General features: G+C 65.3%; 14 protein-coding genes. 7 read left to right on the top strand and 7 right to left on the bottom strand.

Features of this window, described 5'->3' with window-relative positions; all coding sequences use genetic code 11:
* From WA317_RS20410 to hsaA, 5 genes are all read right to left on the bottom strand, one after another.
* The coding region (locus tag WA317_RS20410; protein WP_425174755.1) for a hypothetical protein at positions 1-326 on the bottom strand (326 nt) is incomplete at its 3' end.
* Between the two features lie 176 nt (positions 327-502).
* Entirely contained in the window at positions 503-1,066 is a 564-nt protein-coding gene (hsaB, locus tag WA317_RS20405) for a 3-hydroxy-9,10-secoandrosta-1,3,5(10)-triene-9,17-dione monooxygenase reductase subunit (RefSeq protein ID WP_425174754.1), read from the bottom strand.
* A 13-nt stretch (positions 1,067-1,079) separates the two neighbouring features.
* Entirely contained in the window at positions 1,080-1,982 is a 903-nt protein-coding gene (gene hsaC / locus WA317_RS20400; RefSeq protein WP_425174753.1) for an iron-dependent extradiol dioxygenase HsaC, read from the bottom strand.
* Positions 1,982-2,854: a 4,5:9,10-diseco-3-hydroxy-5,9,17-trioxoandrosta-1(10),2-diene-4-oate hydrolase gene (hsaD, locus tag WA317_RS20395; RefSeq protein WP_425174752.1), complete on the bottom strand. Its 873-nt coding sequence runs from the start codon at positions 2,852-2,854 to the stop codon at positions 1,982-1,984. The genes hsaC and hsaD overlap by 1 nt, the downstream gene beginning before the upstream one ends.
* Positions 2,855-2,867: 13 nt before the next feature.
* Positions 2,868-4,052 carry a 3-hydroxy-9,10-secoandrosta-1,3,5(10)-triene-9,17-dione monooxygenase oxygenase subunit gene (gene hsaA / locus WA317_RS20390; protein ID WP_425174751.1) on the bottom strand — a complete coding sequence of 395 codons (1,185 nt, stop codon included), beginning with the start codon at positions 4,050-4,052 and terminating at the stop codon, positions 2,868-2,870.
* A 143-nt stretch (positions 4,053-4,195) separates the two neighbouring features.
* Between hsaA and WA317_RS20385 the strand changes: the two genes are divergently transcribed.
* The 4 genes from WA317_RS20385 (at position 4,196) to WA317_RS20370 (ending at position 7,635) form a co-directional block, all read left to right on the top strand.
* Positions 4,196-5,266, top strand: coding sequence for a 2Fe-2S iron-sulfur cluster-binding protein (locus tag WA317_RS20385; protein ID WP_425174756.1), 1,071 nt, complete (start codon positions 4,196-4,198; stop codon positions 5,264-5,266).
* 217 nt (positions 5,267-5,483) lie between these two features.
* Complete coding sequence (locus tag WA317_RS20380; protein ID WP_425174750.1) at positions 5,484-6,653, top strand: FAD-dependent oxidoreductase; 1,170 nt, start codon at positions 5,484-5,486, stop codon at positions 6,651-6,653.
* Between the two features lie 7 nt (positions 6,654-6,660).
* The gene (locus WA317_RS20375) at positions 6,661-6,786 is read left to right on the top strand and encodes an ArsR family transcriptional regulator (RefSeq protein ID WP_425174749.1); all 126 of its coding nucleotides are present in this window, start codon (positions 6,661-6,663) and stop codon (positions 6,784-6,786) included.
* Between the two features lie 66 nt (positions 6,787-6,852).
* On the top strand, positions 6,853-7,635 hold the full coding sequence (locus tag WA317_RS20370; RefSeq protein WP_425174748.1) for an SDR family NAD(P)-dependent oxidoreductase: 783 nt from the start codon (positions 6,853-6,855) through the stop codon (positions 7,633-7,635).
* A gap of 58 nt (positions 7,636-7,693) precedes the next feature.
* On the opposite strand, the gene WA317_RS20365 is transcribed toward WA317_RS20370, so the two are convergent.
* Entirely contained in the window at positions 7,694-8,083 is a 390-nt protein-coding gene (locus tag WA317_RS20365) for a GNAT family N-acetyltransferase (protein WP_425174747.1), read from the bottom strand.
* Between the two features lie 483 nt (positions 8,084-8,566).
* Between WA317_RS20365 and WA317_RS20360 the strand changes: the two genes are divergently transcribed.
* From WA317_RS20360 to WA317_RS20350, 3 genes are all read left to right on the top strand, one after another.
* Complete coding sequence (locus WA317_RS20360; RefSeq protein WP_425174746.1) at positions 8,567-9,589, top strand: methyltransferase; 1,023 nt, start codon at positions 8,567-8,569, stop codon at positions 9,587-9,589.
* Between the two features lie 253 nt (positions 9,590-9,842).
* Positions 9,843-10,052, top strand: a complete 210-nt coding sequence (locus WA317_RS20355) for a DUF2945 domain-containing protein (RefSeq protein ID WP_425174745.1) — start codon at positions 9,843-9,845, stop codon at positions 10,050-10,052.
* A 112-nt stretch (positions 10,053-10,164) separates the two neighbouring features.
* Complete coding sequence (locus WA317_RS20350; RefSeq protein WP_425174744.1) at positions 10,165-10,911, top strand: DUF488 family protein; 747 nt, start codon at positions 10,165-10,167, stop codon at positions 10,909-10,911.
* A 292-nt stretch (positions 10,912-11,203) separates the two neighbouring features.
* Here WA317_RS20350 and WA317_RS20345 read toward each other — a convergent pair.
* A partial coding sequence (locus WA317_RS20345) for an acyl-CoA dehydrogenase family protein (RefSeq protein WP_425174743.1) occupies positions 11,204-12,681 on the bottom strand: 1,478 nt, incomplete at its 5' end.

Raw genomic sequence — 12,681 nt, 5'->3', positions numbered from 1 at the left:
GTGTAGGTGATGCCGTCGTCGGTGGCGACGTACCCGCCGTCGTTGGCTTTCGAGGCCGGCAGAATCAGCTTCGCACCGTCGCGTACCCGAACCCCGCGGTACTGGTACTGACCGGCCGGAGTCTTGCAGATCGCCACCCGTGAGCTCTCGGTGCTGCCGAACGCGACTGCCGTATCCGGCGTGGCACACCGCGCCGTCGAGTCGACGTAACCCTGGCTGTCCGCATTGGGGCCCGCAGCAGCCAACGGCGCGCAGACGGCGAGCAGCACCCAGCACGCCGCCGCGGCGGCGCTCGACCGGGAGATCGCGAGTTTGGCGGAGTGCATCAGTTTCCACGAGAGCACGGTTCGGCCGGGCTGTCTTGCGCCGACAAGCGTCGACGCCGAAAGTCAACGGAATCGTTAGTCCGTCGAAACACCGCGGTGATCGCAAGCGCGGCGAAGCCGGGCGCAGCGGGTCGCCGCCGAAACGTGATCGCGAGGGCACGGCAGTCGGCGGAAAGCTACAGCCAGGTGTCCTGCGTCGTCGTCGTCAGGAACGCCTCGAGGTCGTCACGCCACTGTGCCGGTGTGGTTTTGTCGGGCTCGATGCCGGTGTAGTCGCCGCGGTAGAACAGCAGCGGCCGCGGTTTGATCTTCGGCACTTCGGACAGCGACTGCACCGCACCGATGACCAGGAAATGATCGCCGCCGTCGTGCACCGAGGCCACCGAGCAGTCGATATAGGACAGTGACCCGTCGATGACCGGGGCCCCCGAGGGCGAGGGGCTCCAATCGATGCCGGCGAACTTGTCGGGTTCCCTCGAGCCGAATCGCGCCGAAACGTGTTTTTGCGCCTCGGTCAGCACGTTGACGCAGAACTTGCCGCTGGCTTCAATCGCCTGCCACGACCGCGAAACCTTGGTCGGACAGAACAACACCAGTGGCGGCTCGAGCGACAACGCCGCGAACGACTGGCAGGCGAAGCCCACCGGGACATCGCCGTGCACGGTGGTGATGATGGTGATCCCGGTGCAGAACTGACCCAGCACGTTGCGGAACGTGCGCGCGTCGATCGGCTCCGACATAGCTCCGCCGCGGCTAGCCGCGAAAACCCACCGTGAAGTCGTGACCCCACAGACTCACGGCGGTGCTCTCCCGGGAGACCCAATCAACGTCGTCGACCTGCCGCCCCTCGCAACCGAATTCGACGTCGAAGCCGCCGGGTGTCTTCATGTAGAAGGACAGCATGAGGTCGTTGACGTGGCGACCCAGCGTCGCCGACATAGGCACCTTTCGGCGCAACGCGCGGTCCAGGCCCAAGCCCACGTCGTCGGCCTGCCCGACCTCGATCATCAGGTGCACGATACCGCTGGGCGTCGGTGCCGGCATGAAGGCCAAGCTGTGATGCCGCGGGTTGCACCCGAAGAACCGCAGCCACGCCGGCGCCCCGTCGGCCGGTCGACCCACCAACTGCGGCGGCAACCGCATCGAGTCGCGCAGCTTGAATCCGAGCACATCCCGGTAGAAGTGCAGTGACTCCTCATCATCGCGGGTGGACAACACCACGTGGCCCAAGCCTTGATCACCGGTGACGAACTTGTGCCCGTATGGGCTGACGACGCGGCGGTGTTCCAGCGCAGCGCCATGGAAGACCTCCACGCAGTTTCCCGACGGGTCGGAGAACCGAACCATCTCGTCGACCCGCCGATCCGCCAACTCGGCTGCGGTGGCCTCCTTGTATGCCGTTCCCTGCACTTCGAGTCGATTCCGAATTTCCTGCAGCCCTTCGGCATTCGCACATTCCCAACCGACCTCGGCGAGCCTGTCGTGCTCGCCCGGCACAATCACCAGCCGAGCCGGGAAGTCATCCATCCGCAGATACAGCGCTCCCTCGGTTGCACCCTTGCCCTCGACCATGCCGAGGACTTTGAGCCCGAATTCGCGCCACGCGGCCACGTCGGTGGCCTCGATGCGGAGGTAGCCCAGCGAACGAATGGTCATTACGCACCTCCCAGGAAATCGATGGTCAATCGATTGAATTCGTCGAACTTCTCCACCTGCGCCCAGTGTCCACACTGCCCGAATACATGCAGCTGTGCGCGTGGAATGGTCTTCAGTGCGACCAGCGCGCCGTCCAGCGGGTTGACCCGATCCTCACGGCCCCAAATGAGCAGTATCGGCTGCCGCAGCCGGTACACCTCACGCCACATCATGCCGGCCTCGAAATCTGCCGCTGAGAACGACTTTCCCATCGCGATGGTCGCCGCGATCGATTCCGATGTGCTGGCCAACGCAAAACGCTGGTCCACCAGTTCCGGCGTGATCAGCTTCTGGTCGTAGACCATCACCCGCAGGAACGCCTCAAGGTTCTCCCGCGTGGGCTGCATGGAGAACCGCCCGAGCCGCTTGACCCCCTCGGTGGGGTCAGCCGCGAACAGGTTGACGCTCAATCCGCCCGGACCCATCAGCACCAGCCGCCCGGCCCGGTCGGGGTAGTCCAGCGCGAATCGCACCGCGGTGCCGCCACCCAAAGAGTTGCCCACCAACGGGACGCGGCTCAGATCCAGCTGGTCGAACAGACCTTTCAAAGCTGTTGCAGCGTAACGGTTGAATTGTCCATGTTCGGTGCGCTTGTCGGAGTGGCCGTAGCCGGGCTGGTCGACAGCCAGCACATGGAAGCGCTCGGCGAGCACAGCGATGTTGCGGGAGAAGTTCGTCCAACTCGACGCGCCCGGACCGCCGCCGTGCAGCAGCACGAGGGTCTGCGAGTTGCCGACGCCGGCCTCGTGATAGTGCAGTTTGAGCGGACCGTCGACGTCAACCTCCGCGTAGCGGGATGTCGACTCGAAAGTCAACTCTTGTGTAGCGGTCACCTAGCGCCGCTCCTCAGACCATCGTGTCGCCGGGGGGCAACCCGAACTCGTGATTCCCGAAGATCACGTACGCGCGCTCGGGGTCGTTGGCCGCGTGCCCCCGGCCGGCATGCGCATCGCGCCAGAAGCGTTGCACCGGCGCGTCATTGTTGAGCGCCGTGGCGCCCGAGGCCTCGAACAAACGGTCAATCGAGCCGATGGACCGCCCGGTGGCACGGACCTGGTCGCGTCGTGCGCGGGCGCGCAGGTCGAAGGGAATCTCCTTGCCGGCGGCCAGCAATGAGTACTCGTCACTGACGTTGCCGATCAGCTGGCGCCACGCCGCGTCGATGTCGCTGGCCGCCTCGGCGATCCGGACTTTGGCGAACGGGTCATCTTTGGCTTTCTCGCCGGCGAACGCCGCCCGCACCCGCTTGCCCTGATGCTCGACGTGCGCCTGGTAGGCGCCGTAGGCCATGCCGACGATAGGCGCCGAGATGGTTGTGGGATGCATTGTGCCCCAGGGCATCTTGTAAACCGGGGCGGTGTTCGTCTGAAACCCTCCGGCGGTCCCGTCGTTCATCGACTTGTAGGACAAGAACCTGTGCCGCGGCACGAACACGTCCTTGACGACGACGGTATTGCTGCCGGTACCGCGCAGGCCGACCACATGCCAGACGTCGTCGATGCGGTACTCGCTGCGAGGGATCAGGAAGCTACCGAAGTCGACGGGTCGGCCGTCCTTGATCACTGGGCCTCCCAGGAAAGCCCAGGTGGCGTGGTCGCAGCCGGACGACCAGTTCCACGCACCGTTGACCAGGTAGCCGCCGTCGGTCACGACGCCCGCACCCATTGGCGCGTATGACGAGGAGACCCGCACCGTCGGGTCCTCGCCCCAGACTTCCTCTTGTGCTTGCTGATCGAACAGCGCCAGATGCCAATTGTGCACGCCGATGATCGAACTGACCCAGCCGGTGGATCCGCACGCACTGGCCAACCGGCGCACCGCCTCGTAGAACAGCGTGGGATCACACTGCAAGCCACCCCACTGCTCCGGCTGTAGCAGCGTGAAGAAACCGACCTGGTCGAGCGCTTTGACCGTCTCCTCGGGCAGCCGCCGCAGATCCTCGGTCGATTGGGCGCGCTCCCGCAGTTGTGGGAGCAGATCGTCGATACCGGCTAGGACCGACTGCGCGTCACGCTGTTGAATGGACGTCACTGTTCCTCCAGAAGTGCGGGCTTAACAAACGAGACTAGAACACGTTCCGATTTGTGTCGAGCAGCGTATTCCTGCACCTGGTAGCGCTGCGAAGTCGTTTTTCTGTAACCTGTTCTAGTTGTGACAGTAGAGAGGGTCTGGTGGTGACCGACGTCGTTCCCGACGAACCGCTCGGCAGCCATGTACTCGAACTGGAAGTCGCCGACGTCATCGTCGAAACCGACGACGCGCGGTCGCTGGTGTTTCGCGTGCCGGAAGGCGCACAGGTACCGGCGGACCGGCTGCGCTACGCGCCCGGGCAGTTCCTGACGCTGCGCGTTCCCAGCGACCGGACCGGCTCGGTAGCACGCTGCTATTCGCTGTGCAGCTCGCCGTTCACCGACGACGCGCTGACCGTCACCGTCAAGCGGACCGCCGACGGGTACGCGTCGAGGTGGCTGTGCGACAACGCCCATCCCGGCATGCGGATCCACGTGCTCCCGCCGTCGGGTGCTTTCGTGCCCAAGACACTCGACGACGACTTCCTGCTGCTGGCCGCCGGCAGCGGAATCACCCCGATCATGTCGATCTGCAAGTCTGCGCTGGCCCAGGGCAGCGGGCACGTCGTTTTGGTCTACGCCAACCGCGACGACCGTTCGGTGATTTTCGGTGAAGCCCTGCGCGAGCTGGCTGCCAAGTTTCCCGACCGGCTGACCGTCATGCACTGGCTGGAGTCACTGCAGGGACTGCCGAGCGCGGCCGCGCTGACGAAACTGGCCGCTCCCTACACCGATCGGCACGCCTTCATCTGCGGACCCGGGCCGTTCATGCAATCTGTGCGGGACGCCCTGGAAGCACTGCGCGTGCCGAGTGAGCAGATACACATCGAGGTTTTCCGGTCGCTGGACACCGATCCGTTCGCCGCGGTCAAGCTCGAAGCAGACGAAGGTGCCGAGCCGCCGGCCACTGCGGTGGTAGAGCTCGACGGAGAAATCCACACGGTGTCCTGGCCGCGTGGCGCCAAACTGCTCGACGTGCTGCTCGACCGCGGGCTGGACGCACCGTTTTCCTGCCGGGAGGGCCACTGCGGCGCCTGCGCCTGCACCTTGCGGAAAGGCAAGGTGCACATGGAGGTCAATGACGTGCTCGAGCAGCAGGATCTCGACGAAGGCCTGATCCTGGCCTGCCAGTCGCACCCGCAGACCGATTCCGTCGAAGTGACCTACGACGAGTAACCGCGACGTTCGGTTCTGCCGAGGTCGGCTGGTAATAACCATCTCCCCACGGGAGTTCGTATCCCTAACGAGAGACCCTTCGGGATGGGGTGACAGCAACCCCGCCTTGGGGAGGACGCGGTAGAGGAACGCGGCGTCGCAGGTTTCGTGGCGTTAAGTGGCGCACTGAACGCTAGGGGAGGTAGGCCGCGCTCCCGCCAACCATTAGGTTCAGGCCGTGGGCCGTCGGGTCGTCGTAGTGGGTGCAGGGATCGCAGGGCTGGCGACCGCTGTCGGACTGCAGCGGCGCGGGTGTGAAGTCACCGTCGTCGAGGCGCGCACCGACACCTCAACAGGGGCTGGGATCAGCATCTGGCCCAACGCCCTGGCCGCCCTCGACTGCATCGGTCTAGGGGACGCGGTCCGAGAAGCCGGTGGCCGAATCACCGCCGGTGCATTGCGCTGGCAGGACGGCTCCTGGTTGCGCCGCCCAGCCGCCGAGCGCTTCGTCAAGGCACTGGGCGAACCGCTGGCCGTGGTGCAGCGCTCGGCGCTGCGCGACATTCTCACCGACGCGCTGCCGGCAGGCACGGTCGAATATGAGCTGGCCGTTAGCGGACTGGTCAGCACCGCCGACGGCGTACGCGCGCGCCTATCAGATGCCACGGTGCGCATCGCGGACGCGGTCATCGGCGCCGACGGCACCCACTCGGTAGTGGCGCGCCACCTCAACGGCCCGTTGACCGACCGCTACGCCGGCTACACCGCATGGCGCGGAATCGCCGGCTATGCCATGGATTCGGAGCTGGCCGGCGAGACGTTTGGACCTTCCGCCGAAACCGGCCACGTGCCCATGGGGGCCAACTTGACGTATTGGTTCACGACCGAACGCGCGCCCGAGGGCAGCCGGTCGCCCCAAGGCGAGTTGCCCTACCTGCAGGCCAAGCTCGCGGACTGGGCCGAACCCATCCCGAGCATCCTCGCGGCAACGGCGGCCGCCGACGTGTTACGCGACGACCTTTATGACCGCACCCCCGCCCAGCATTGGGCACGCGGACCGGTCGTGCTGGTCGGTGACGCCGCCCATCCAATGCGCCCACATCTCGGCCAGGGCGGCTGCCAGGCGCTAGAAGACGCCGCGATACTGGCCGCATTCGTCGATCAAACCTTCGACCTAACAACAGCTTTTGCCAGGTTTGCCGCCTTCCGTCGTCCTCGGATCAAGTCACTGGTACGCGAGTCGGCGTTGATCGGTAAGGTCGTGCACCTGCGTTCGGCGTTCTTCAGCGCCGCAGCCACCCGCGCGACCGTGTTGATTCCGGAGGCACTGCTGACCTGGCACATGGCATCGGTGGCGGCGCGGTCGGCGTTCACGTTGCCGGCGGGCGGTGGCACCGGCGGTCGGTGACCCTCAAGTGACGAAACTTGTGCAGCACCAGCGCCGCTACACCGTCGCGCAGATTGCCGCCGAGTTCGATGTCACCCGGCCCACCATCTACCGGCACCTGTCGGCGGTCGTCGCCGCGACAACGGCCCGCTGAGCGGCGGTAACGTGATCATGGCCCCAGCGTGGGGAAAGCGCGACCGAACAGAAAAAGCTCAAGACAATGTCTCCTCGTCTGTTGGCCATGATCACCGGCGGCTCGTCCGGGATCGGGTTCGAACTCGCCAAGCAATTCGCGATTCACGACTACGACGTCGCGGTATCCGGACACAGCACCCGCGTATTCGACTCCGCAGACACGCTGCGCGGCATGGGTGTCGAGGCTTATCCGCACCAGGCCGATGCCGGCAACTACGACGGCGTGGAAAGCTTCTGGCGCTTCGTCACCGACCTCGGCCGCCCGGTCGAAGCCGCGGCGCTCAACGTCGGTATCGGCTTGGGCGGGGCGTTCCTCGACACCGACCTCGACGACGAACTGCGACTGATCGCCGTCAACGTCACCGGCACCGTCCACATGGCCAAACGAGTGGTCCAGCACATGGTGCCCCACGGACGCGGCCGGATCCTGATCGTCAGCTCACTTTCGGCGACCACCCCGACGCCGTACGAAACGGTGTACGGCCCCTCGAAAGCGTTCGGATTCTCCTTCGCCGAATCACTGCGGGAGGAACTGCGCGAGACCGGGGTCACCGTAACCGCGCTGCTACCCGGCGCCACCGACAGCGATTTCCACGCCAACGCCGGTATGGGCAACACCCGATTCGGCGACAACAGCTGGAAGAACGACAAACAACTGGTCGCCGCCCAGGGCTACGAGGCCCTCGTCAACGATCTCGACCACGTCGTGGGCGGGGACGAGCAGACCAAACAACAAGCCCTCGATAACCGCACCACCCCCGAGCCTGTTAAAGCCGCCCGCCAGGGCGAGCTGGCCCGCCCCCACTGAACCCCGGGCCGCCGGTTGTCTCGAATCTCTACAAACGCGACATGGGCGCCAAGATTTGTCAGCTTTCGACTTCGAGCGAGAAGTGGTGGGCTGAGATCCTCAGGCGATTTCGCATGTACAGCCGATGTGCCGCCGCCCGATCGCTTCCAACGCCCGAATCCAGGTGGACTCCTTCACACTGGCGACGCTTGGCATCAGCGATCACCCACTGCAGAAGTTTGTCGGCATATCCATGGCCACGGGCTGTCTCCAGCGTGCTCACATCATCGACGTACATATAGTGCCCCCAGGCCGTTGACCACAGCTCTCGGAAACCGATCACCGATACCGCCGCATCCAAGGAATGCTCGAACGCGCCGGCTAGCCGATAGCCAGTCGGCCGCAAATGTGTGTCAACGAAGTTGATGACAGCGCCGGCGGTCTTCCAGCGAGGCCTGAGCAGAAGCATTGCCTCCGCAGCTTGGGCGGTCTGGCCCTTTCATAACTTCCCGTACCTGAACCACGGCTTGGAGTCCATCACGCGAGACACGAACTGATCAACTTCGTTTCTCTTCACAAACGAGACCCGGTAGGGGACCGTACGGCGGCAACCGAGAGGCCCCGCGCGCCGACTTTGCAAGGATGAACTTCTTGCCCGCTTTCCGACTGAAGGGACCGCTGCGGTGAAGCAACGGTTGATGACCGGGCATGGTGGTTTGGGCTGAGCCGATCGGGTCGATTCAGCCGAAGCGTCGCGATGCCGTCACTGACGCCGACCGCGACATCATCAATCACCTCGGCAGTCATGCCGGACGCCGTCGCTGATACCCCGCGATCGGTGTCCGAGGGAGTCTCCTGGGACATGACTTACAGGACATCAAAAAACGACACCTACAGACAATGGGCATATCGATCACACCATCGCGCCGGCTGGTCGGTACGCTTACACGGCGTGGCATCGTTGGCGGACAGGCGACGGATCGTCGACACTGTGTTTGGCGCGATGGCTGCAGAGGTGCTGTTTGCCGCCGCTCGACTCGGCGTGGCCGACCTCATCGGTGAAAGTGAATCCGCGGCCGTCGAGCTGGCTGCCCAGTACAACGCCGACAGCACGTCGTTCACCCGATTGTTGCGGACAATGGCCTCGATGGGCCTGCTCACCGAACCCAGCCCAGGCCGGTTTCGACTCACTGAATCGGGCGGCTTGCTGCGGAGCGACCGCGCCGACTCACTGCGTGCATTCGTCCGAATGTTCGGCGACCCTGCGATGCTGGCCGCGTGGCGCGAACTCGAAACCGCCGTGCGCACCGGTCAGACAACGTTCGATAAACTCTACGGCACAAGCTTTTTCGACTATCTGGCACAAAGACCCGAATTGTCCGCCCAGTTCAACGCCGCCATGCGGCAGACCACCGTGGCCGCGGCCCAGCAGCTCCCGGACAGCTATGACTTCAACCGCTTTCACACTGTTGTCGACATCGGCGGCGGAGACGGCACGCTTCTGGCCGCGGTGCTCAAAGCAAACCCCGCGCTGCAGGGAATTCTGTTCGACACCGCCGAAGGCCTCGCGCAATCCGACGAGACATTCGTCGCCGCCGCAGTTGGCGACCGAGCCACAAGAGTCGTCGGCGACTTCTTTCACTCTGCACCGCCCGGGGCAGACCTTTACCTGCTCAAAAGCGTCATCCACGACTGGGATGACGAGCGGTGTGCCACCATCCTCGGCCACGTGCGACGGGTCATTCCCGGTGACGGCCGGCTGCTGATCATTGAATTCGTCCTTTCGCCCGTTGTCGACGGTGCGATGCCGTTGATGACCTACCTCAACGACCTCAACATGCTGGTGAATGTTGGCGGCCGTGAACGCACACGGGAAGAGTTCCAACACTTGTGCGCAACCACCGGCTTCCGCCTCGGCAGCGTGACACCCCTTTCCCCACCGTTTTCGCTGCTGGAGGCGTTCCCGGTTGGTTGAGTCTCGCCTCGAGCCCGAACGGTTGCTGCGTGCGCATCCGGCCGGACATGGCCCTGATCGCCCGGCAGGTGCAGTCCAGAATCGGTCACGCGCAAGTCTTGTCCGCGCCGCCGCATCGTCCCGTACCGACCGCGATCCATGCTGCCAGGCGCGGTTATCGACATCCCACTCGTCGGGTAGCACATCATCTGAGTGACCGGACGCGGCGACGTACGATCACGTGCAGGACTACTTGCCGGAAAGAGGACGACTCATGCCGGAGTTCACGGTGGGTGACCATGTCAGCTTCAACTCCGAAGCCGGTCGGGTCTCCGGAAAGATCATCAGGAAGCACACCAAGGACGTCGACCACAAGGGGCACACCCGGCACTGCTCGCCCGAGGATCCGCAATTCGAGATCAAGAGCGACAAGACCCAGCACGTCGCGATGCATAAGGCAGACGCGCTCACCAAGATCGACTGACCGCGACGTGGCTGACCTACCCGGCCCCGAGCACCGACAGTCACAGCGGCCGACGTGCACTGCCCATGGTGTCGTCCACACGATTGGGCACTCGACGCGCAGGTTCGAAGACGTGCTGTCCATGCTTCGCGCGCACCGCATCACCACGCTGGTCGACGTGCGCTCGTTTCCCTCATCCCGCAAGCACCCGCAGTGGAACCAGGCGGCCATCATCGACGCGCTCCCATCGGACATCACGTACCGCTGGATCCGCGAACTCGGCGGACGGCGACACATGCCCGCGGGCAGTCCGAGCGTCAACGACGCCTGGGAGGTCAAGGCCTTCCGCGACTACGCCGACTACATGGCAAGCGACGCTTTCCGTGCGGGACGAGATGAACTGATCACGCTCGCGAAACGGGAACGCGCGGTGATCATGTGCAGCGAAGCAGTGCCGTGGCGGTGCCACCGTCGACTGGTCACCGACGCACTCCTTGTCGCGGACATCGAGGTCGTGCACATCATGTCAACCACGGCGACCAGAGCGGGCACCCTGACACCGTTCGCCCGGGTACGGCACGCGACGATCACCTACCCGAAACACCAACCCGGGGACGTCATCGACCGCGTCCGACGGGCCGTCTGCGACATCCCTCCCGGCCGGGTTGCCTCCTACGGCGACATCGGCGCCACGATCGGCGTCGACTCCCGGCAGGTCGGCCGGGCGATGAGCCAACTCGAGGACGATATTCCGTGGTGGCGGGTCGTGTACGCCGACGGAACGCCCGCGACCTGCCACCACCGCACCGCCGCCGGGCTGCTGGCCGACGAACAGATCCCGATGGCGGGATCGAAGGTCGACATGCGGCGAGCACGCTGACGCTCGCACCCGCCCGTGGTGGTAGCCAACGCGGTAGCCACCGCCGACATGCGACCGGCATGCGGCTGGGCAGTAATGATCCGCGCCGACTTGCACATCCAGTTCCCGCCTGGCCAAGCTAGGCGACTGATCGGTCGGGGCCAAGTCGTACAGCCGGGACGAGAGGTTCGGTTTCGGTTCCGGCCGGCAGCGACGCAAACTCAACGGCGACGGCGGCATGGAAGCACTGCGCATCCGCAAACGATGACTGTCACCCCCGCTCGCTGGGCGGGGTTCCCGAAAGGAGCCCCGACTAGCGCGGCAGCCCGAGCAGCCGTTCGGCGGCCACCGTCAGCAGGATCTGCTCGGTGCCACCGGCGATGGTCAGACAGCGGGTGTTGAGAAAGTCGTGCACCAGCTCGTCCTCGACGGCGCCGGCGCCGTCGGAGATGTCCATCCGGTACTCGGCCAGGGCCTGTCGGTAGCGCACACCGATCAACTTGCGCACGCTGGATTCCGCGCCAGGGTCCTTGCCGCCGACAGCCAGCTGAGCGACACGCTGGTCGAGTAGCGCCCCGGTTTGCGCGGTGACGATCAACTCCGCCAGTCGGTCCTGTTGCGCGACGTCGAGTTCGAGGTCGACCGCCGCGGCGAGCAACTCCTCCATCGGATTGCCCAACGCGGTGCCGGCGGCCATCGCCACCCGCTCATTGGCCAGCGTGGTGCGGGCCAGCCGCCAGCCGTCGTTGACCGCGCCGACTACCAGGTCGTCGGGCACGAACACCTCTTCGAGAAACACCTCGTTGAACAGCGCATCGCCGGTGATCTCGCGCAGTGGCCGGATCAAAAGCCCCGGTGAGCTCATGTCGACGAGGAAGTAGCTGATGCCTTTGTGTTTTGGCGCTCCCGGGTCCGTCCTGGCCAGACACACCCCCCACTGCGCCTTGTGCGCCGACGAAGTCCACACCTTCTGTCCGGTCAGCTGCCAGCCGCCGTCGACGCGCACCGCTCTGGTGCGCAGCGACGCCAGATCCGAACCGGCTCCCGGCTCGGAGAACAGCTGGCACCAGAAGATGTCGCCGCGCAACGTCGCTGGAATGAAGCGCTGCACCTGTTCGGGCGTGCCGTGCTCGAGGATTGTCGGCGCGGCCCACCAACCGATCACCAGGTCAGGCCGCTTCACACCGGCCGCGGACATCACCTGATCGATCAGCAGCTGTTCCGCCGGCGCGGCACCGCGCCCGTAGGGCGGCGGCCAGTGCGGCGCCAGCAGTCCCGCCCCCGCCAGTGCCGCCTGTTGTTCCTCCTGGGGCAGCACCGCGATCTCGGCGACCGCTGCGGCGATCAGCGGCCGTTGATCAGCCACGTCGTCCAAGTCGATGTCCAGACTGCGACGGACACCGGCGCGGGTCAGCGCTGCAGTGCGCCGCAACCAGCGCGGCGCCCCACCAAGGAACTGTCCGATGCCGTAGGCCCGGCGCAAATAGAGGTGAGCGTCGTGCTCCCAGGTGATGCCAATGCCGCCGAGCACCTGAATGCAGTCCTTGACGTTGGCCTTGGCCGCCTCGATGCCGATGCTCGCGGCAATCGCCGCGGCGACCGATAACTGGCGTTCGTCCGGGTCCGCGGCGGCGCGGGCAGCATCGGCGGCCACGACCGCCGCCTGCTCGGCCCGGCACAACATCTCCGCGCAGATGTGCTTGACCGCCTGGAAGCTGCCGATCGGTCGACCGAACTGCTCGCGGACTTTGGCGTAGGCGACGGCGGTGTCCAGCGCCCACCGACTGACAC

It is taken from the genome of Mycobacterium sp. (assembly GCF_049802695.1).
Taxonomy (GTDB): domain Bacteria; phylum Actinomycetota; class Actinomycetes; order Mycobacteriales; family Mycobacteriaceae; genus Mycobacterium.
This window is presented reverse-complemented; position numbering and strand designations above follow the sequence as displayed.

Excerpts from the sequence above, each read along its gene's own strand:
- hsaB (WP_425174754.1), bottom strand. The coding sequence starts at position 1,066 with ATGTCGGAGCCGATCGACGCGCGCACGTTCCGCAACGTGCTGGGTCAG.
- hsaC (WP_425174753.1), bottom strand. The coding sequence starts at position 1,982 with ATGACCATTCGTTCGCTGGGCTACCTCCGCATCGAGGCCACCGACGTG.
- WA317_RS20370 (WP_425174748.1), top strand. The coding sequence starts at position 6,853 with ATGTCTCCTCGTCTGTTGGCCATGATCACCGGCGGCTCGTCCGGGATC.
- WA317_RS20365 (WP_425174747.1), bottom strand. The coding sequence starts at position 8,083 with ATGCTTCTGCTCAGGCCTCGCTGGAAGACCGCCGGCGCTGTCATCAAC.
- WA317_RS20355 (WP_425174745.1), top strand. The coding sequence starts at position 9,843 with ATGCCGGAGTTCACGGTGGGTGACCATGTCAGCTTCAACTCCGAAGCC.